The organism is Pseudomonas sp. MWU12-2020 (genome assembly GCF_023100605.1).
Lineage (GTDB): Bacteria > Pseudomonadota > Gammaproteobacteria > Pseudomonadales > Pseudomonadaceae > Aquipseudomonas > Aquipseudomonas fluorescens_H.
Map to the genome: position 1 here is coordinate 1 of NZ_JALMEX010000013.1, position 20,297 is coordinate 20,297.

At 62.2% G+C, this 20,297-nt stretch carries 17 protein-coding genes and 1 pseudogene; 10 read left to right on the plus strand and 8 right to left on the minus strand.

Going from position 1 to position 20,297, the window contains the following annotated elements; all coding sequences use genetic code 11:
* Positions 1–37: 37 nt before the first annotated feature.
* Entirely contained in the window at positions 38–1,528 is a 1,491-nt protein-coding gene (locus M0814_RS23855; protein WP_103485502.1) for an aldehyde dehydrogenase, read from the minus strand.
* Between the two features lie 222 nt (positions 1,529–1,750).
* On the opposite strand from M0814_RS23855, the gene M0814_RS23860 reads away from it, so the two are divergent.
* Positions 1,751–2,668: a LysR family transcriptional regulator gene (locus M0814_RS23860; protein ID WP_007968494.1), complete on the plus strand. Its 918-nt coding sequence runs from the start codon at positions 1,751–1,753 to the stop codon at positions 2,666–2,668.
* 3 nt (positions 2,669–2,671) lie between these two features.
* On the opposite strand, the gene hrpB is transcribed toward M0814_RS23860, so the two are convergent.
* On the minus strand, positions 2,672–5,191 hold the full coding sequence (gene hrpB / locus M0814_RS23865; protein WP_103485501.1) for an ATP-dependent helicase HrpB: 2,520 nt from the start codon (positions 5,189–5,191) through the stop codon (positions 2,672–2,674).
* Positions 5,192–5,553: 362 nt separating this feature from the next.
* Between hrpB and M0814_RS23870 the strand changes: the two genes are divergently transcribed.
* Together M0814_RS23870 and M0814_RS23875 are read left to right on the plus strand one after the other, a co-directional pair.
* Positions 5,554–5,973 (plus strand): hypothetical protein, encoded by a 420-nt coding sequence (locus tag M0814_RS23870; RefSeq protein ID WP_003228492.1) that lies wholly within the window; start codon positions 5,554–5,556, stop codon positions 5,971–5,973.
* 9 nt (positions 5,974–5,982) lie between these two features.
* Positions 5,983–6,891: a cation diffusion facilitator family transporter gene (locus M0814_RS23875; protein WP_047602562.1), complete on the plus strand. Its 909-nt coding sequence runs from the start codon at positions 5,983–5,985 to the stop codon at positions 6,889–6,891.
* On the opposite strand, the gene M0814_RS23880 is transcribed toward M0814_RS23875, so the two are convergent.
* Complete coding sequence (locus M0814_RS23880) at positions 6,885–7,919, minus strand: DUF6515 family protein (protein ID WP_103485500.1); 1,035 nt, start codon at positions 7,917–7,919, stop codon at positions 6,885–6,887. The two genes, M0814_RS23875 and M0814_RS23880, sit on opposite strands and share 7 nt — an antisense overlap.
* Before the next feature lie 464 nt (positions 7,920–8,383).
* On the opposite strand from M0814_RS23880, the gene M0814_RS23885 reads away from it, so the two are divergent.
* Positions 8,384–8,863 carry an Lrp/AsnC family transcriptional regulator gene (locus tag M0814_RS23885; RefSeq protein ID WP_007909658.1) on the plus strand — a complete coding sequence of 160 codons (480 nt, stop codon included), beginning with the start codon at positions 8,384–8,386 and terminating at the stop codon, positions 8,861–8,863.
* 190 nt (positions 8,864–9,053) lie between these two features.
* Positions 9,054–9,263, plus strand: coding sequence for a DUF2788 domain-containing protein (locus tag M0814_RS23890; RefSeq protein ID WP_003228500.1), 210 nt, complete (start codon positions 9,054–9,056; stop codon positions 9,261–9,263).
* On the opposite strand, the gene M0814_RS23895 is transcribed toward M0814_RS23890, so the two are convergent.
* Together M0814_RS23895 and amn are read right to left on the minus strand one after the other, a co-directional pair.
* A complete protein-coding gene (locus tag M0814_RS23895) occupies positions 9,258–9,893 on the minus strand; it encodes a pseudouridine synthase (protein WP_103485499.1) in 636 nt (211 codons plus the stop codon). The two genes, M0814_RS23890 and M0814_RS23895, sit on opposite strands and share 6 nt — an antisense overlap.
* A 72-nt stretch (positions 9,894–9,965) precedes the next feature.
* The gene (amn, locus tag M0814_RS23900) at positions 9,966–11,465 is read right to left on the minus strand and encodes an AMP nucleosidase (RefSeq protein WP_177434769.1); all 1,500 of its coding nucleotides are present in this window, start codon (positions 11,463–11,465) and stop codon (positions 9,966–9,968) included.
* Positions 11,466–11,506: 41 nt separating this feature from the next.
* Between amn and M0814_RS23905 the strand changes: the two are divergent.
* A pseudogene (locus M0814_RS23905) lies at positions 11,507–11,632 on the plus strand (metal ABC transporter ATP-binding protein); the annotation flags it as partial.
* Positions 11,633–11,648: 16 nt separating this feature from the next.
* On the opposite strand, the gene M0814_RS23910 reads toward M0814_RS23905, so the two are convergent.
* Together M0814_RS23910 and M0814_RS23915 are read right to left on the minus strand one after the other, a co-directional pair.
* Entirely contained in the window at positions 11,649–13,298 is a 1,650-nt protein-coding gene (locus M0814_RS23910; RefSeq protein ID WP_103485498.1) for an acyl-CoA dehydrogenase family protein, read from the minus strand.
* 97 nt (positions 13,299–13,395) lie between these two features.
* The gene (locus M0814_RS23915) at positions 13,396–15,750 is read right to left on the minus strand and encodes a hybrid sensor histidine kinase/response regulator (protein ID WP_103485497.1); all 2,355 of its coding nucleotides are present in this window, start codon (positions 15,748–15,750) and stop codon (positions 13,396–13,398) included.
* 441 nt (positions 15,751–16,191) lie between these two features.
* Between M0814_RS23915 and M0814_RS23920 the strand changes: the two genes are divergently transcribed.
* From M0814_RS23920 to M0814_RS23935, 4 genes are all read left to right on the plus strand, one after another.
* A complete protein-coding gene (locus tag M0814_RS23920; protein WP_007960553.1) occupies positions 16,192–16,989 on the plus strand; it encodes a hydroxymethylpyrimidine/phosphomethylpyrimidine kinase in 798 nt (265 codons plus the stop codon).
* Positions 16,990–17,007: 18 nt separating this feature from the next.
* Positions 17,008–17,631: a thiamine phosphate synthase gene (gene thiE / locus M0814_RS23925; protein ID WP_003228513.1), complete on the plus strand. Its 624-nt coding sequence runs from the start codon at positions 17,008–17,010 to the stop codon at positions 17,629–17,631.
* A 15-nt stretch (positions 17,632–17,646) separates the two neighbouring features.
* Positions 17,647–18,930 (plus strand): glutamate-1-semialdehyde 2,1-aminomutase, encoded by a 1,284-nt coding sequence (gene hemL, locus M0814_RS23930; RefSeq protein ID WP_098965768.1) that lies wholly within the window; start codon positions 17,647–17,649, stop codon positions 18,928–18,930.
* 225 nt (positions 18,931–19,155) lie between these two features.
* Entirely contained in the window at positions 19,156–19,710 is a 555-nt protein-coding gene (locus M0814_RS23935; protein WP_003228518.1) for a tetratricopeptide repeat protein, read from the plus strand.
* Positions 19,711–19,834: 124 nt separating this feature from the next.
* Here the strand turns inward: M0814_RS23935 and M0814_RS23940 are convergent, their stop codons facing one another.
* On the minus strand, positions 19,835–20,164 hold the full coding sequence (locus tag M0814_RS23940; RefSeq protein WP_003185742.1) for a DUF1820 family protein: 330 nt from the start codon (positions 20,162–20,164) through the stop codon (positions 19,835–19,837).
* Positions 20,165–20,297: the final 133 nt, after the last annotated feature.

The following is a 20,297-nucleotide window of genomic DNA, read 5'->3' on the forward strand; positions in this document are numbered from 1 at the left end:
CCGAAGGCTACGATCTTTGCTTTTGAATCAACCGCAATCAGCGCAACTGAAACCAGGTGGTTTTCAACTGGGTGTATTTGTCGAACGAATGCAGCGACAGGTCACGGCCGAATCCCGATTGCTTGCCACCGCCGAACGGCACCGTCACGTCGAGGGCATCGACAGTGTTGACCGACACTGTGCCGGCACGCAGTCGTCGCGCCACGCGGTGTGCGCGATGCAGATCATCGGTCCACAGCGACGACGCCAGCCCATACACACTGTCGTTGGCCAGGCGCACCGCCTCGTGTTCACCATCGAACGGCACCACCGCCAGCACTGGGCCGAACACCTCATCGCGAAACAGCGACATGTCGGCACTCACGCCGGTAAAAATTGTCGGCTCGATAAAGTTGTCCGAGCCATTCAAGCGCCGCTGCCGACCACCACACACAAGACTCGCACCCGCCTGCTCGGCACCGCGAATGGCGCGCATGATGCTCGCCGTCTGCCGCTGATCGACGATCGCCCCGGCACGACTCTGCGGGTCGAGCGGATCACCCGGCAGCCAGCGCTCGGCCTGGGCTTTCAGGCGCTCGACAAACTCATCATGAATCGAACGCTCGACCAGCAACCGCGAGTTCGCCGAGCACACTTCGCCCTGGTTGAAGAAGATCCCGAACGCCGCTTTTTCCGCTGCCAGATCCAGATCCTTGCAATCGGCAAACACCAGATTGGCACTCTTGCCGCCGCACTCCAGCCACACCTGTTTGAGGTTGGATTGCGCCGAGTACTGCATGAAATACTTGCCGACCTGCGTTGAGCCGGTGAATACAAGGCAATCGACATCCGGGTGCAGGCCCAAGGCTTTGCCGGTCTGCTCACCCAGCCCCGGCAACACGTTGAGCACACCCGGCGGCAGGCCCGCTTCCAGCGCCAGCTCGGCCAGACGCAACGCGGAAAACGGTGATTGCTCGGCCGGCTTGAGGATCACTGAGTTACCCGCCGCCAGTGCCGGCGCGAGCTTCCACGCGGCCATGTCCAACGGAAAATTCCACGGCACCACCGCCGCCACCACGCCCAGCGCTTCACGGGTGATGGTCGCCAGCACATTGGCGGCGCCGGGGGCGATCTGGTCGTAGAGTTTGTCGATGCTTTCGGCGTACCAGCGAAACACCCCGGCGGCGCCCGGCACATCAATGTTGTAAGCGTCCATCACCGGCTTGCCCATGTTCAGCGAATCGAGCAGGGCCAGCTCTTCGCGATGCTCCATCAGCAGATCGGCCAGCCGCAGCAGCACCTGCTTGCGCTCGGCAGGCGGACGTTGTGCCCAGATGCCGGCCTCGAACACTTGTCGCGCATTAGCCACCGTCGCGTCGACATCGTCCTCGCCACACGCGGCGACATTGGCCAGTAACCGGCCGGTGGCGGGATTGATCGCGGCGAAGGTCTGCCCCGATTGCGCGGCGCAGTGTTGACCATTGATTACGGCTTTATCGGGAAACTTCAAGGCAACGGCCTGGCGCTGCCACTCTGCAAGTTCGAACACGTCGAATGCTCCTTGGACGTTATTGTGCAGTCGATGGTGGCGCAGGCCCGGACGGGCGAAAAATAGTAAAAATGTCTTCGCAGGCAATGAAAAAACTGCTCAATCGGTTTCCCCAAAAACGCTGTGGGTGACTACTGTTCAAGGACAAAAACATCGTCGCGCAGCGGACGCGGCGGCGCACAAATTGCTTGGAAGTCGAGTCCGCTCGTCCTGAGGTTTGCCGTGGCCGCCTACAATTTGCGTCAGCTGAAATACTTCATCACCACCGTCGAATGCGGCAGCGTTGCCGAAGCCTCGCGCAAGCTGTATATCGCGCAACCGGCGATCTCTACGGCGATCAAGGGTCTGGAAGACAGCTTCGCCGTGCAACTGCTGATCCGCCATCACGCCCAGGGCGTTTCCCTGACGCCCAGCGGTGCACGGTTTTTTCGCAAGGCGCAGGAGCTGTTGCGCATGGCCCGGGAGTTCGAGCAGAACGCCCTCGCCGACAACGATATCGTCGCCGGACAGATCGACATCGGCTGCTTCGAAACCGTCGCGCCGCTGTACCTGCCGCAGTTGATTGCCGGATTTTCCGCGCTGTATCCGGGAGTGAAAATCCGCATCCGCGACGGCGAGCAGCAGGAACTGGTGCAAGGCCTGACCTCGGGTACGTTCGATCTGGTGATCCTCTACGAACACGAACTCGATGCCACCATCCAGACCGAACCGCTGATGCCGGCGCAACGCCCGTATGCGCTACTGCCGGCCGATCATCGCTTCGCCCAGTACAAGCAAGTGTCGTTGCGCGATCTGTGTCTGGAACCGATGATTCTGCTCGACGTGCAGCCGAGCCGAACCTACTTCGTCAGTCTTTTCGAAGAACTTGGCCTGACCCCGCGCATCGAGTTCAGCTCGCCTTCGATCGAGATGGTGCGCGGCATGGTCGGCCAGGGTTTTGGCTTCTCGGTGCTGGTGACGAAGCCGCACTCGGAGTGCACCTATGACGGCAAGAAAGTGGTGTGCGTCGACATTGTCGAAGATGTCACCGGTTCAGGCCTGGTTGCCGCGTGGCTCAAACGCGGGCAACTGACCAAACCGGCGCAGTTGTTCGCCGATTATTGCCGGGAACAACTGACGGGCAAGGCTGCGATCTTTTGATCTTCAGGTGCCGCGTGGCTTGGCCCGTGCCGTGGCCTCGGCCACCAACGGATCGTCCGGCCAATAATGCTTCGGATAACGCCCCTTCAGATCCTTTTTCACCTCGGCATAGGTGCTGCGCCAGAAGCTGGCCAGATCCTGCGTCACCTGCACCGGCCGGCGCGCCGGGGACAACAGGTGCAGCTTGACCACTTGCCGGCCGCCGGCAATTCGCGGCGTCTCGGCGAGGCCGAACAGCTCCTGCAAACGCACCGCGAGAATCGGTGGCTGTTCGCTGTAATCCAGACGAATCGATGACCCCGACGGCACGCTGATGTGGTGCGGCGCCAGCTCATCAAGCTTCTGCGGCAACGGCCACGGCAGCAGATTGCGGACGATGCTCGACAGGTCAAGATTGGCGAAATGGCTGAGCCGCGAGACCTTGCCCAGGTAAGGCATTAACCAATGCTCGAGGGTTTTCAGCAACGTTGCGTCGCTGACATCCGGCCACTGACTGTCATCCTGCGTAGTCAGATCCAATTGCCGTAACAGGGCAACCCGCGCCTGCCACTGGCGCAGTTCCGGCGTCCACGGCAACAACTCCAGCCCCTTGCGCCGCACCAGATTGACCAGCGCCTGACTGCGCGCCGCTTCGTCGAGACCGGTCAACGGTTCGCGGCTGAGGATCAGTTCGCCGACCTTGCGCTGACGCTCGGCGCGCAGCACGCCTTCGCGCTCGTCCCAGTCCAGTTGATCGACGACGTGCACTTGCTCGGCGAGCACCGAATCGAACAGCGCCGGATCGAAATCCGCCGCCAGGTAAATCCGTTCTTCCCGCTGACCCTGACGGCTGCCGAGGTCGGCGATGACAATCCACGGTTCCTTCATCAGGCTGTCGGCTTCGGCGAACAGCGCAGCGCGACCATTGGCCAGACGATATTCGGCGCCACCGGCACGCCGCTGTTGGGCGACGCGATCCGGGTAGGCCAGCGCCAGCAACGCACCGAGCCAGCGCGGATGATCGGGATCGCTGACCGGCTCGCTGGCCTTGCCGCGCAGGTAACCGCGATATTGCCGCGCCAGTTGCCGCGCACGTTGCACACCACCCTGTGCACCGCGTGCCGCGCGTTCTTCGCCGGAGAGCAGCACCAGGCGGCTGTGCAGATCGGCACCGGCACCGCGCAAAATATCGCGCTCGCCGAGCAGTGCGGCGACGTCGCACGCCATGTTCGCCAGCCCCAGCGCCTGACCGCGCAGCAACAAATGGGCGATGCGCGGATGCGCCGGCAGTTCGGCCATGGCCTGCCCGTGGGAAGTCAACGCCTCGCCTTCAAGTGCGCCCAGGCGCTGCAACAAATCCTGCGCCTGTGCATAGGCCGCTGCCGGCGGCACATCGAGCCACACCAGTTCGCCCGGGGTCACGCCCCAGCGTCCGAGTTGCAGCGCCAGACTCGCCAGATCCGCCGACAGAATTTCGGCACTGCCGTAAGCGGCGAGTTGCTCGTGTTGATCCTGCGACCACAAGCGGTAACACACACCCGGCTCCAGACGCCCGGCCCGGCCCGCACGTTGGGTGGCGCTGGCCTTGGAAATACGCTGAGTATCGAGGCGGGTCATGCCGCTGCCCGGGTCGAAGCGCGGCACCCGCGCCAGCCCGGCGTCGATCACCACGCGCACGCCGTTGATGGTCAGGCTGGTTTCGGCAATGTTGGTCGCCAGCACCACTTTGCGCTGGCCGGTCGGCGCCGGGTCGATGGCAGCGCGCTGGGCATTCAGATCCAGTTCGCCGTGCAACGGGCAGAGCAATACGTCTTCACGCTCGCCGATGGCATCGCTCAGTTGCTGATGCACGCGACGGATTTCCGCCTGCCCCGGAAGGAACACCAGCAGGCTGCCGGTTTCATCGTGCAGGGCTTCAAGTACGGTCTGGGTCACGCGCTGGTCGATGTATTCGCCGGGCTGGAACGGCCGGCCCCAGCGCATCGTCACCGGGTACATGCGCCCTTCGCTGCGCAGGATCGGCGCGTCATCCAGCAACCCGGCCAGACGCTCGCCTTCCAGCGTGGCGGACATCAGCAAAATCTTCAGCGGCTGTTCAGCGCGGAACAGTTCACGACCGTTCAAACTCAGGGCCAAGGCCAGATCGGCGTCGAGGCTGCGTTCGTGGAATTCGTCGAAGATCAGCAGACCGACGCCTTCCAGCGCCGGATCATCCTGCAGACGCCGGGTGAGGATGCCTTCGGTGACCACTTCGATACGGGTATTGGGGCCGACCTTGCTGTCGAGGCGGATGCGATAGCCGACGGTTTCGCCAACCTTCTCACCCAGTTCGCTGGCCAGACGTTCTGCGGCTGCACGCGCAGCGAGACGGCGCGGTTCGAGCATCAGAATGGTCTGCCCGGCCAGCCACGCTTCATCGAGCAAGGCCAGGGGCACGCGGGTGGTTTTACCGGCGCCGGGCGGTGCTTCGAGCACGGCTTCGTGGCGTGTCGCCAAGGCTTCACGCAGGGCGGGTAAAACTTCATCGATCGGCAAAGAAATCATGCTGGCTCCCCAGGGCGTGCCCACAGTAAATTGCGAGTCACGTTAAAGCTGTGAGCGTGCCAGGCAAGGCGCGGGACGCAGGTAAGGGTCGTTTCCTTGCCAAGTTCCGCAACGCAGCATGGCGCGTTCACAGCTTTAGCCCGGAGGGCCGAACCCCGCCAGGATTTATCAACCTTCACGCGGTGTCGATCTGGAGAAAACAACTTCAATCCTCAACGTATTTCGGTGGGGTGAGACGAGGCCGCAATTTACTGTGGGCGCGCCCTGCCGAGGGCGAGTATAACGGCGAACTGCCGGGCGTTTGTCAGGGTCTTAATTTCAAATGACGACGCTTCGTTTTCAAATGACTCAGGAGATTTTCCATGCGCTTACCTTCTCGCCTGATCGGCGGTGTACTGGTCGCCACCCTGCTCACTCAACTCACGGCCTGCGGTTCGATTTTCTACCCGGATCGTCGTGGCCAGATCGACGGCAAGATCGATCCGGCAATTGCCGTGCTCGATGCCGTGGGCCTGCTGTTCTACGTGATTCCCGGGCTGATCGCCTTTGCCGTGGACTTCACCACCGGCGCGATCTATTTCGAACCGGGCCATACCGCTCAGGTCGATCCGGCCAAGCTCAAACAGGCGGTCGGCCCGGACGGTCAGGTCGATAACCTCAAGTTGCAGGCTATTCTCGAAACTGAGCTGGGCCGCAACCTGCCGCTGGACGATCCACGCCTGATCCAGCACAAGGGCAGCACTCAGCAACTGGCGATGTTTGGCCTGCAACCCGCCGCATAAGGAAATCACATGACCACCAGCCCCGAACATGCCCGCCTGCTGCGGCTGGCAACCCGCGCTTCGGTGGCGGTGGCTTGCACGCTGATCATCGCCAAAGCCATCGCCTGGTGGCTGAGCGGTTCGGTGAGCATGCTCGCCGGCCTCACCGACTCGGCGCTGGATGGCGTCACCTCGCTGCTCAATCTGCTGGCGGTGCATTACGCGCTGCGCCCGGCCGATGACGATCACCGTTACGGCCACGGCAAGGCCGAATCGCTGGCGGGCATGGCGCAGGCGCTGTTCATCGGTGGCAGTGCGGTGCTGATTGCGTTTCAGGCGTATGAGCGCATCAAGCAACCGGAGCCGCTGGGCGCGCCGTGGCTGAGCATCGGCGTGATCGTATTCTCGCTGCTGCTGACCGCGGCGTTGCTGACGCTGCAACATCGAGTGATCAAGCAGACCGGCTCCAACGCCGTGCGCGCCGACTCGCTGCACTACCGGTCGGACATGCTGCTCAACGGCAGCATTCTGATCGCGCTGATCCTCGCCGGCATGGGCTTTCATCAACTCGATGCGTGGTTCGGCCTGGGGATTGCCGGGTACATTTTGTGGAGTGCGATCCAGATCGCCCGAGAAAGCTTTTCGGTGCTGATGGATGAAGAGCTGCCAACCGATGTCAGTCAGCACATGCTCGAACTGGCCTGCGGCGTACCCGGTGTGTTGGGCGCGCATGACTTGCGCACAAGGATCTCGGGTAACCACTGGTTTGTGCAGTTGCATCTGGAATTGCCGGGAGAGCTGACCTTGTCAGTCGCCCACGGCATCAGCGATCAGGCGGCCGATGCGATTCACGCCGCCTACCCGCGGGCCGAAGTGCTGGTGCACGCCGACCCGCAGGAAGTGGTCAAGACCGAACGGGCACAAACCCGGATTCAGTAAGACACTTGATAACCGCGACTGCTCAGGCAATTACCCTGAGCCTGACGGTACGCCTGCACCACTTGGGGCGCCGGCTGATATGTCGCTGTGCGCGGATCGAAACCGCTCTGCTGCACGGCGTATTGGTAGCACTGATAACCGTCCTGCTGCACCTGCTCCGGCGACTGGCCGTTGGCCGGATAAGCCTGCACGTCATACCCCTGGCTTTGTGGTTGAGGTGACGGCGGCTGAACCGGCGGCTCGACCACCACGTAATCCTGGGTGCTTTCTTCGTACGCATAGTAGGAGCCGGCAGCGAGGAACAGCAGCGCACCGCCGATCCACACTTCACGGGCGTAGTCCGGCAGATAGTGGGTACGAATGCCCCGGGGCGGCTGCACGACGATGTAGCGTGGGCCTTGCGGGCGATACCAGTAGCCACCGGAATAGAAGTAGTCCTGACCACGATACGGCACGCGGTATTCGCGATCCGGGAAGCGGTCGATCACATGCCCCGGGCGGTATTGCGGGCCGGGGCCCCAACCGTTCCCATGCCCGTCCGGGCGACCCGGCCAGCGATTGTCGTTGGGTCGATTGTTGCCGGCCTGCCAATGCTGGTTGTTGTAACCGTTCTGCGGACGCTCGTCGCGGTAGTAACCCTGGCGCGGCTCCTGAGTCTGGCGCACGGCGTCGGGCCGTGGCTGGATCGGCAGGTTGTTGGCCGGTGGCGGCGGTGGCTGATGCACGGGGGCCGGTTGATTCGGCGCGCGGTTCTGGTTCTGCCACTGACCATTGTTGTGCTCGAACTGGCGACTGTTGTCGCCACGAATGATTTCGTTGTTTTGCGGACGAGGTTGATTTTGCGGCGGCGGATTGTTCTGCCCGTGCGGCGGATTGTTGCCACCATGGCCTTGATTGTTGCCCTGATGCTCCGGACCACGCCCGTCATTCTCGGGGCCACGGTTCTGCGGCTCATCGGCAAGCGCTTGCGCACTGACACTCACACATAGCAAACCAACACTGGCCAGACGCCAGATGCGCGACTTCATGCTTTTCCTCACTGCGGGCTAGGCCTGTAATTGAGTGGACCTGTAGCTAAGACCGGGAAACCACAGTCCGGGTTCTGCGACAGGTTATCAGTCACGCAACTTATTTATTGAGGCCGGCATTCTCCGTGGCGGGCAAATCGCAGGCAAGAAAAAAGGGAGACCCGTCGGCCTCCCTTTAGAGAACTTCGTCCTGGCTCGACGCTTTTGACGTCGGCTCACCTCACGCCGTCTTCTGGACAGTGTGCAGCTCGGGGGCCGGCACATCCCCGGTGGGGGTGGCGGCCGCGGCGGGCCTGATTGGGCGGGCCGCAGTGGACTGTGTTACCGAGCAGTGATTCTGGTGATAAGAATAGGCCGCGAGGCGCGACAGAGGATTGCGAAGATTGCTCAAATAAACACCGCTTGCGCAATTTTTAACCCTGGATAGATAATCCGCCGCAATAGTTACAACCAAGGACAGATTCATGAGCAAACTCGACCGTTATGACCTGAGCATTTTGGCGGAATTGCAGCGCGACGCCCGCATCTCCAACCAGGAACTGGCCGAGCGCATCGGTCTGTCGCCCTCCCCCTGCTCGCGCCGGGTCAAGCAACTGGAGGACGACGGCTACATCTCGCGCCAGGTCGCCTTGCTCGATCGCAAGATGCTCGGCCTGAGCCTGACCGCCTACGTGCTGATCGGCATGGACCGGCACACCCCGGAGCGTTTCGAGAACTTCGAAGCGGCGATCCGCACTCTGCCGCAGGTGCTGGAGTGCAGCCTGGTGACTGGCGTCGATGCCGACTATCAGTTGAAAGTGGTGGTGCCGGACATGGATCACTATCAGAAACTGCTGCTGGGGCATCTGACCCGGATTGAAGGCGTAACCAGCGTGCGTTCGAGTTTTGTGTTGAATCAGGTGCTCAATAGCACTGAATTGCCGCTGACCCATCTGCGTAGCTGACATCGCCTTCGCGAGCAAGCCCGCTCCCACAGGGAAATGCATTGCAAATGTGGGAGCGGGCTTGCTCGCGAAGGGGCCGGCAAGGCGAACACCATCACTGCGGCGCACCGACACAGGTCAATGCGCCCGCAATCCCCCTCGGCGTATAATCGCCCAGCCCTTTCAGCCCTGTGCGCGCCGGAGATGCCCGATGGATCCTGCAGTATTCGAAGAGTGGATGATGACTGGCCTGGTCAGCATCCTGATCATTTTCATGGGTTTCATCGTCTGGGATCTGGCGAAGAAGTCCAAGGCCGGGCGTTTCGGCTCGTTCATCCTGTTCTTCGTCCTGGGCCTGGGCGTGGCCGCATTCATCATCAAGAGTGTGGTGATCGGCCTGATCGAATCCGGCGCTCTATAGACGCGCCGGCACTTCTTTCCACTGACCCTGATCGAGCCCTTCGAGCGTCCAGTCGCCAATCCGCACCCGCACCAGCCGCAACGTCGGCAACCCCACCGCGGCGGTCATCCGCCGTACCTGACGGTTGCGCCCTTCACGAATCACCAGCTCCAGCCAACGGGTCGGCACCGTCATGCGAAAGCGCACCGGCGGATTGCGCGGCCACAGTTCAGGTTCCTCCAGTTGCCGCGCCTCGGCAGGCAAAGTCATGCCGTCATTCAACTCGACGCCTTCGCGCAGACGCTGCAACTGCTCGTCTGTCGGCACGCCTTCGACCTGCACCCAGTAAGTCTTCGCCAGTTTGTGTTTCGGATCAGCGATGCGCGCCTGCAACTGGCCGTCATTAGTCAGCAACAACAAGCCTTCGCTGTCGCGATCAAGGCGTCCGGCCGGATAGATACCGGGCACGTCAATGTAATCCTTGAGCGTCGCCCGCCCGCCTTCGTCGCTGAACTGCGTCAGCACATCGAACGGTTTGTTGAACAGGATCAGCTTCGGCTCGGCCGGCGGCGCCTTGGCGACACGGCGTGGAGCTGAGGAGGATGGCTTCGCACCGGGACGGCGGGAAGGAGGACGCGGGGGACGGGACATGGGCAAAACAACATCTGGCGATCTGGGCTGACAATGCTAGTGCCCCGACCGCCAAATGACCACGACTAACCGTTAACGGAACGGCGGCTCGTCGAAGCTGCGCAGCTTGCGCGAGTGCAGCGAGTTGAGTTCGGTGCGCAGCAGATCCACCGCTTCGATGCCGATCTTCAAGTGCTGGCTGACCGCGCGCTCGTAGAACGCGTTGGCCGAGCCCGGCAGCTTGATTTCACTGTGCAGCGGTTTGTCCGAAACGCACAGCAGCGTGCCGTACGGCACCCGCAGGCGATAACCCTGGGCGGCGATGGTGCCGCTTTCCATGTCCACCGCCACGGCGCGGGACAGGTTGATCAGCGGACGTTCCTGCGCCCAGCGCAGTTCCCAGTTGCGGTCGTCGTAGGTCAGCACAGTGCCGGTGCGCAGGCGCTTTTTCAGCTCTTCGCCCTTCTCGCCGGTGATATTGGCCGCGGCTTGTTGCAGCGCCAGCTGCACTTCGGCGAGCGCCGGGATCGGAATGTTCGGCGGTACTACGCGGTCGAGAATCCCGTCGCGACGCATGTAGGCGTGAGCCAGCACGTAGTCGCCGATAGTCTGCGACTGCCGCAGGCCGCCGCAGTGACCGATCATCAGCCAGCAATGCGGACGCAGCACCGCCAGGTGGTCGGTGATGTTCTTGGCGTTGGACGGGCCGACACCGATGTTGACCAGGGTCACACCGTGGCCGTCATTGGCGATCAGGTGATAGGCCGGCATCTGGTAGCGGTGCCAGACCACGCCAGCGGCAATCGCCGACGCTTCGCCGTGATCCATGCCCTTCTCGATGATCACGTTGCCCGGCAGCACCATGCGCACGAAACGCGGGTCGTTGCGCAGTTGTTCCAGGCCATGAACGATGAACTGGTCGACGTAGCGGTGGTAGTTGGTCAGCAGGATCCACGGCTGCACATGACGCCAGTCGCTGCCGGTGTAGTGCACCAGGCGACGCAGGGAGAAGTCGACGCGCGCGGCATCGAACAGCGCCAGTGGCAGCGGATCGGTGTTTTCCCAATCGTAGAGACCGTCGGCAATGCCATCGGTGGCGGCGGACAGGTCGGTACTCGGGAACACCCGCGCCAGCACCGCAGCGGTAACGCCGGAGCCGGCCAGTTCATCGCCCTGCTCGACCACGTACGGATACGGAATGTTCTGCTGGCTGACGCCGACTTCCACGGTCACGGTGAAGTCGTGCATCAACGGCACCAGCTGTTCCAGCAGGTATTTGCGGAACGCCTTCGGATGGGTGACGGTGACGCTGTAGGTGCCCGGCAGTTGCACCTTGGCGTAGGCGCGGGTGGTCTGCGGCACTTCGCCCTGACACAGGTAGGTCAGACGCAGTTCGGGGTAACGAAACAGAGCACGCTGTTCGGCGTCGGGCTCGACGCGATCCTTGAGATACCGCTTGAGCGCCGAGTTCAGCGCAGTGGTGGCCCGCTCATGCAGCTCGGCCAGACGATCCACGGCTTGTTCGGCGGTTTGAACGACAATAAACGCTTCGGTCACGATCAGCTTCCTGTGTTCTGACTTGCAGAGCTTCATCTTGCCTGCATCGTGGCGTCACGGGAACAGTGGCGTTGTGGCTGTACCCAAATCTCCCTGTCAATGGAGATCCCCCTGTGGGAGCGGGCTTGCTCGCGAATGCGCAGTGTCAGTCGACCTATCCATTGACTGACACACCGCATTCGCGAGCAAGCCCGCTCCCACAAGGGGATTTGTGTTGAGTCAGAAACCCTGCGGGGTTGAGCGGGCGACGATGGCTTCGACGTCCAGGCCGCGCGGCAGTGCACCGTAGACCCGGCCGCCACCGCTCAAACGGCTGGCGATAAATGCATCACTCACTGCTGAGTTTCCGGCCTCCAGCAACAGCTTGGCCTGCAGCCCCAGCGCAATGTCCTCGGTCAACTGCCGCGCCCGATACTGAATGTCGCTGGTGTCCTTGAACTGTGCCTGCAACTGCTGGATATGCGCGGCCAAGCGCTTATCGCCATGACCATCGCCCAATTCGCTGAACAACACATCGAGCACACCCGGTTCTTTCGATAGCGCACGCAATACGTCCAGGCACTGCACGTTGCCCGAGCCTTCCCACGTCGAGTTGACCGGCGCCTCGCGATACAGGCGCGGCAGAATGCTTTCCTCGACATACCCCGCGCCGCCCATGCATTCGGCAGCTTCATTGATCATTCCGGGGGCGCGTTTGCAGATCCAGTATTTGCCCACCGCCGTCACCAGCCGGGCGAATTGCGCTTCATGGCGATCATCCAGATGATCCAGCGCCTTGCCCATGCGCAGACTCAGGGCCAGCGCGGCTTCGCTTTCCAGGGCCAGATCGGCCAGCACGTTCTGCATCAACGGTTGCTCGCTGAGCAGTTTGCCGCCGACCTTGCGGTGCGCGCAGTGGTGGCTGGCTTGGGTCAGCGCCTGACGCATCAAGGCGCTGGAGCCGACCATGCAATCGAAACGGGTCATCGCCACCATCTCGATGATGGTCGGTACGCCGCGCCCCTCTTCGCCGACCATCCACGCCAGCGCGCCGCGAAACTCCACTTCACTGGAGGCGTTGGACTGGTTGCCGAGTTTGTTTTTCAGGCGCTGGATGTAGAACTGATTGCGCGTGTCGTCCGGGCGATGGCGCGGCAGCAGGAAGCAGGTCAGGCCCTTGTCGGTCTGCGCCAGCGTCAGGAACGCATCGCACATCGGCGCCGAGCAGAACCACTTGTGCCCGAGCAGTTCATAAGCCTGCCCCGGGCCGCTGGCACCCACCGGATAGGCCTTGGTAGTGTTGGCCCGCACGTCGGTGCCGCCCTGTTTTTCGGTCATCGCCATGCCGATGGTTACGCCGGCCTTGTGCGCCATGCCGACGTTACGCAGGTCATATTCGGTGGCGAGGATCTTCGGTAGCCACTGTTCAGCCAGATCCGGCTGCAAACGCATGGCCGGGACGCTGGCGAAGGTCATGGTCAACGGGCAGCCACTGCCCGCCTCGGCCTGGCTGTGCAAATAGCTCATGGACGCGCGGGCGACATGCGCGCCGTCCTGCGGATGCGCCCATGGCAACGACGTCAGGCCATGTTCGATCGCGGTGCGCATCAGCTCGTGATAAGCGGGATGGAATTCCACCAGATCAATGCGATGACCGTAGCGGTCATGGCTGACGAATACCGGTTTGTTCTGATTGGCGAGGAACCCGGCCTCCATCAGCGGCCCACCGGCCAGAGCGCCATAGGTGTCGATCCGCGACTCGGCCCAACCGGCGCCAAAACGGCGCGACCACTCCTGCAGCGGCAGATCAATGCGGTACAGGTTGGCGCCGTCCAGCGACGGTGGCTGGTTGGTGACTTCGTGGGTTTCGGCGAACTGATGCAGGTTCATGACGGGGCTCCTTTGGTCAGCCAAGGAATCCAGTTAAGCACCGGGCCGCCGCTGATCAAAGTGTCATATGCGCCGAACTTCCGGCGCTTTCACCCTATTACGCGCTGAGCACCCGACGCTCCAGCGCCGTTTGCAGGTCTTCGAATTTCACCGGTTTGTTCAGGTAATCGATGCGCGTGCCAGGTGCGCAGTGCTCGCGATCCGTGCCCAGGGCCAGCATGAACACCGGCAGATTGGCGCAGCCGGGCAACCCATGAATCTGGCAGCACAACGAGGCCCCTTCGTGGCTGGGCAACTGGCAATCGATCAGCACCGCATCGAAGGCCTCGCGCTGCAGATAATCCAGCGCCGCCGCGCCGTTGTCCGCCGTGCGTACGCGGAACCCCAGTTTGAGCAGCATGCCGCGCATCACCAGTTGGTTGACGCTGTTGTCATCCACCAGCAACACCGTGCAATCCTGCGGCGCACGGCTGCGCTCGTGCAGCGCGTCCGCGGTTGGTGCCGCTTCGACTTCCGGCAGCTCGAACTCGACATCCAGTTGAAAACGGCTGCCGCTGCCAGGTTGGGAGCGGTGCGTGAGCTTGCCGCCGAGCAGTTCCACCAGTTGCCGACAGATCGCCAGCCCCACGCCCAGCCCACCGTATTCGCGGGTCATCGAGCCATCGAGCTGGAAGAAGCGCTGATACATCGTCGCCTCACCCAGATCGGTGAAACCGATGCCGGTGTCGATCACCGCAAACGACAGTGCCAAGCGATTGCCCGCCGACGGTTTGCCGGTCACGCGCAGCGCCAGACCACCGACCCGGGTGAACTTGATCGCGTTGTCCAGCAGGCACTCCAGGCACTGCGCCAGTTTAGCGCTATCGCCGTGCAAGCGATCCGGCAGGGTCGGCAGCACCTCGACCTTGAAGTCCAGCGACTTGCTCGCCGCGTTACCGTCGAACTGCACGCGCAAGGCCTCGACCACCGCGCGCAGACTGAAACTGCCCGGCGTCGCCTTGAGCTTGCCGGCCTGCAGTTCGGTGAGGGTGAGGATGCCGTTGACCATGCGCATCATGTCCCGGGCGGAACCGGCGGCGGTTTGCTGGTACTGCTCCAGCTCGGGTTCCAGCTCGACGGTCTGCATCAGCTCCAGCGAACCGATCACGCCGTTCATCGGCGTGCGCAATTCGTGAGTCAGCGTCGCGAGGAATTCATCCTTGAGCTTGTTGCTGTGGGCCAGTTGCTGGTTGAGCACTTCGAGTTTCTGCCCGGCATCGAACAGGGTCTGCGCCTGTTGCTCGCGCATCGCGTTGATGCGATCCGCCAGCGCCAGCGACAGCAGCGCCACTTCGATCGCCGAGCCGATCTGGCTGGCGTACATGGTCAGGAACACGTTCGGCAGCAGGCCGAGCACCATCAGCGTATTGACGATGCCGCCGAGCAGGAATGCCGACCAGGCAATGATGAAATAACGCGCCACGCGCAAGCCGCGCCACCAGGCGAGAATCCCGGCGGCGAAGATCACCACGGTGAACACCAGCGCCAAAAGGGTCGCCAGGCGCAGCGACAAGGCGTAACTGGTCATCAGCGACAGCCCGACCACCAGCGCGCCGAATGCGATCAGGGCGATCAGCAGATAGTCGAGCCAGCGGCTGTGTTTTTTGGTCTGCAGGAAACTGCGGGCGAACTGGCTGCCGAACAGGCCGGCGCAGCCGATGAAAAACGGTGTGGCGGCGTTGGTCCACCACGGATTGTCCGGCCAGAAATACTCGACCGCCGCGCCGTTCACCGACAGTTGATAAAGGCCGAACGAAGCGATGTAGAAGATGTAATAGAGGTAACTGGTGTCGCGCACGCTCAGGTAGATGAACAGGTTGTAGACCAGCATCCCCAGCAGCACGCCATAAATGATCCCCAGCACATACAGGCGCACCGGTTGATCCTCGAGGTACGCGGTGCTCGACCATAAGGTCACCGGCGCCTGGATCGAACCTTCACTGGCCAGGCGCAGGTACACGGTGCGTTGTTGATCCGGCTTGAACTCAAGGTCGAACAGGTAGTTGTTCTGGCGGATCTCGCGACTGGCGAACGGCAAGGCGTCGCCGGTTTGCCGGATCAGTCGGTAGTCGCCATTGGCATCGGCCATATAAAGGTCGAGGTGATCGAGCGGCGGATACGCCAGTTCCAGCAGCCAGGTGCGCTGGGCGGCCGGGTTGTTCGGGCGGTAATGCAGGTCGATCTTCAGCCAGAACGCCGAGCGCGAGTAACCGGCATTGAGCGTGGCTTTATCGTGAGGTTTGAAATTGCCCGCCGCCGCTTGAGCGCGGACGTCGGCGATGCTCGCCTGACCGCTTGGGTCCTCGAACACTTGCAATGAGCGGCCCAGGGGAAGGCTCTGGGTATTTTCGTCGAACTCGACGGCGCTTGCGAAGAGGGGCAAGCAGAACAGCAACATCAGCAAATAGCGCATTGAAGCCCCAGCGTGGCTCGTCCGGTTGTGTCAGGAAGCCCCCCATTCCCTTTGAGTAGACGTAAAACCGGTATTACCTGTTATTGGTTTGGATCCAGACTAGCATAGCCGTTGATGGCCATTGAGCACCATCGAAATTTTTCCTACAAAGGCTCTAGAACGGGCGTTTCAGAGCAAAGCAGCGAGCTAGAGCTGTTGAGTTGGTCAGCTCAATCATTGCGATCCGCTTTTGTGGCGAGGGAGCTTGCTCCCGCTCGGCTGCGCAGCAGTCGTAAAACCTGTAAATGCGCGGTGCCTGAATAAATGCAGGGGGCTGCTTCGCAACCCAGCGGGAGCAAGCTCCCTCGCCACAATGGTAGCTGCAGTGTTGTCCGACAATCTGCTCGCAAACACCGTCAGGACTGAACCCCAAAATCAGGTTTGGTGGTAAGCTCGCGCACCATGAATATCTACAGCTCCCGCCCCGTTGTCCTCTGTCTCTCCGGCCACGACCCCAGTGGTGGCGCCGGCTTGCAGGCAGATATCGAAGCCCTGCTCGCGCAGGGTTGCCATGCGGCTCCGGCCGTCACCGCCCTGACCGTGCAAGACACCGTCAACGTCACTGACTTTCGCGTCCTCGACCGTGAGTGGGTACTGGCCCAGGCCAATGCCGTGCTCAACGACTCCGAAGTCGCTGCGGTCAAACTGGGCATGCTCGGTTCGCTGGAAATGGTCGACACCGTGGTCGAACTGCTTTCGGCGCACCCGCACCTGCCGGTGGTCTGCGACCCGGTGTTGCGTGCCGGCGGCGGCGGACGCCTGGGCAAGGATGAAGTCGGTTATGCGATGCGCGAGCGTCTGCTGCCGCTGTCGATCATTGCCACCCCCAACCTTCCCGAAGCGCGGATTCTCGCCGAATTGCCCGAAGGCACGGCGGACGAGTGCGCGGAAAAACTCTTGCCGTTCGTCAAAAACCTGCTGATCACCGGCGGCCATGGCGACGAAACTGAAATCCACAATCGCCTGTACAGCCGTGACGGCCTGCGTGAAACCTTCTATTGCCAGCGTTTGCCGGGCAGTTATCACGGTTCCGGCTGCACATTGGCCAGCGCCCTCGCCGGTCGGCTGGCCCAGGGTGAAAACCTTGCCAGCGCCGTGCGTACCGCACTGGATTACACCTGGCGCACCCTGCGCGACGCCGAACAACTGGGCAAAGGCCAGTTTGTGCCGCGTCGCCTGCCGCTGGATTTTTGCTCGTAACGTCGTGAGGTCTGCCTGATGAAACTCCGTGGCCTGTACGCCATCACCGACAGCCAATTGCTGGCGGGCAAGTTTCTGTCGTACGTGGAGGCGGCGCTGGAAGGCGGCGTCACCCTGCTGCAATACCGCGACAAAAGCAGCGACGAGGCCCGCCGTCTGCGCGAGGCCGAAGCGCTGCGTAACCTGTGCGAGCGCTACAAGACGCAGTTGATCATCAACGATGACGCCGAGCTGGCCGCGCGTCTCAACGTCGGCGTGCACCTGGGGCAGACCGACGGCCCGCTGTCGCCGACCCGCGCCCTGCTCGGCTCCAAGGCCATCATCGGTTCGACCTGCCACGCGCAGCTCGAACTGGCTGAACAGGCCGCCAAGGAAGGCGCGAGTTATGTCGCCTTCGGCCGCTTCTTCAATTCCAACACCAAACCCGGCGCGCCAAGCTGCAGCCTCGATCTGCTCGACGAGGCCAAACGCAAGCTGCACCTGCCGGTCTGCGCGATCGGCGGCATCACCCTCGACAACGCCGCGCCGCTGGTGGCCCACGGGGTCGACCTGCTGGCGGTGGTCCACGGCTTGTTCGGTGCCGAGAGCACCGCCGAAGTGACCCGCCGCGCGCGCGCCTTCAACGAACTTCTGAAAATCTGATTTGAGAGCCCGATCATGTCTCGTTCCGAAACCCTGTTTGCCAATGCCCAGAAACACATTCCCGGTGGCGTGAACTCGCCGGTTCGCGCGTTCAAGAGCGTGGGCGGCACACCGCTGTTCTTCAAGCATGCCGAAGGCGCCTACGTCACCGACGAAGACGACAAGCGCTATGTGGACTACGTGGGTTCGTGGGGGCCGATGATCCTCGGCCACAGCCACCCGGATGTGCTCGACGCGGTGCGCAATCAGCTGCAACACGGCCTGTCCTACGGCGCGCCGACCGCGATGGAAACCGAGATGGCCGATCTGGTCTGCTCGCTGGTGCCGTCGATGGACATGGTGCGCATGGTCAGCTCCGGCACCGAAGCGACCATGAGCGCGATTCGTCTGGCCCGTGGTTACACCGGTCGGGACAGCATTATCAAGTTCGAAGGCTGCTACCACGGCCACTCCGACAGCCTGCTGGTCAAGGCCGGTTCCGGCGCGCTGACCCAAGGTGTGCCGAGCTCCGCCGGTGTACCGGCAGCGTTTGCCAAACACACCCTGACCCTGCCGTTCAACGACATCGACGCAGTGGAAAAGATGCTCGCCGAAGTCGGTCAGGACGTCGCCTGCATCATCGTCGAGCCAGTCGCGGGCAACATGAACTGCGTACCGCCGGCGCCGGGTTTCCTCGAAGGCCTGCGTTCGCTGTGCGACAAGCATGGCGTGGTGCTGATTTTCGACGAAGTGATGACCGGTTTCCGTGTCGCCCTCGGCGGCGCCCAGGCGCACTACGGCGTGACCCCGGATCTGACCACGTTCGGCAAGATCATCGGTGGCGGCATGCCGGTCGGCTGCTTCGGCGGCAAGCGCGAAATCATGGAGCGCATTGCGCCGCTGGGCCCGGTGTACCAGGCCGGCACCCTGTCGGGTAACCCACTGGCGATGGCTGCCGGTCTGACCACCCTGCGCCTGATCAGCCGTCCGGGGTTCCACGCCGAACTGACCGACTACACCACGCGCCTGCTCGACGGCCTGCAACAACGCGCCGATGCGGCGGGCATTCCGTTCGTGACCACGCAAGCGGGTGGCATGTTCGGCCTGTACTTCAGCGGCGCCGACGACATCGTCACCTTTGAAGACGTGATGGCCAGCGACGCGGCACTGTTCGGGCGCTTCTTCCACCTGATGCTCGAAGGCGGCGTTTATCTGGCACCGAGCGCTTTCGAAGCCGGTTTTACGTCGATCGCCCACGGCGAAACCGAGCTGAAAATCACCCTGGACGCTGCCGAGCGCGCCTTCGCCGCACTGAAGTAATGGCCGTCCCGCTGACGTTGGCCATGGCCAGCGTCAGCTTTTACCTACACCCACGCCGTTTTTCCCACGCCTCTGCTAAAAATCCGCCAGAAAGTGGGCGATATATTCCCCGCGCAGCAGAAAAACGAGTAAAGACTTTGTAAGGTTGGCCCCGCTTATTTCATAATGCGCGCTTATTGGATCCCTCGATGGGTCCGCGTGCCCTTCAGAGGTAAGTCGATTCCCATGAACCGCACCGGCCGCACCCTTGCCTTGGGCTGCCTGTTGCTCCTTCAGCCCCTGCTCGCGCATGCACAAGCAGGCGGCAACTCGTTGTTGATCCCGGCGATGGGTCGTTGCACCCTCAATACTCAGCCGCAAGACGTCACGCAGGCACTGGCTGCCTGCCAGAAAGCGGCGGACGAAGGGGATGCGCAAGCGCAATACGAGTTGGGTGAGTTCTACTACGACGGCAAGAATGCGCCGCGCGACCTCAATCAAGCCCTGAGCTATTTCGAAAAGGCCTCGCTGCAAGGCCATGCTCAGGCACAGTTCAAGCTCGGCACCATGTTCTTCCACGGCGAAGGCGTGCAGGCCAACAACATTCAGGCGTACATCGTGCTGAAGATGGCCGCGGTCAACGGCGCCGAAGATGCGCTGGACACCGCCGACGAAGTCTCGGAAAAAATGTCCCGCGAAGACCTCGAAACCGCGACCCAGGTACTCGGGCAAATTTTCCGTAAATACCTGATGGAACTGCAGAGCGCGGATGGGCGTACGCCGTTTTCGCCACTTCCCTGATTTCTGCTTTGCTCTGACTATCCCCCTTCGCGAGCAGGCTCGCTCCCACATTTGATCTCCAGCGCTGCGAAGATCTTTTGTGGGAGCGAGCCTGCTCGCGAAGGGGGCGACGCGGTTCTGAGCCCTACTTCTCAGGCATCGGCATCGGAAACGGCATCACATTGCCGACCGCGCCACGGGCTTCGCTGATTTTCGGGGTGCCCAGACGCTCCACCTCGTCGATGCGCACGATCGAATGCATCGGCACAAAGCTGCGCACCACGCCTTCGAACTGTGCCTTGAGCTTCTCTTCGCTCGGATCGACGACCACTTGCGTGCGCTCGCCAAAGACGAACTCTTCCACTTCCAGAAAACCCCACAGATCACTTTGATAGATCTGCTTGGCGTACATTTCGAACACCTGGCCCTGGTTGAGGAAAATCACCTTGTAGATTGGAGCTTCGCGTTTGGTCATGGCGGGCGGATAACATCGGGGATAAAAATGAGGGCGCAAACTATAGCATAGCCACCGGACGCACAGCGGTAGGAACCTGAGGGCTTGTTCCCTATAATGCGCGGTTCTTTGAATCACGTGACGACCCTACTCC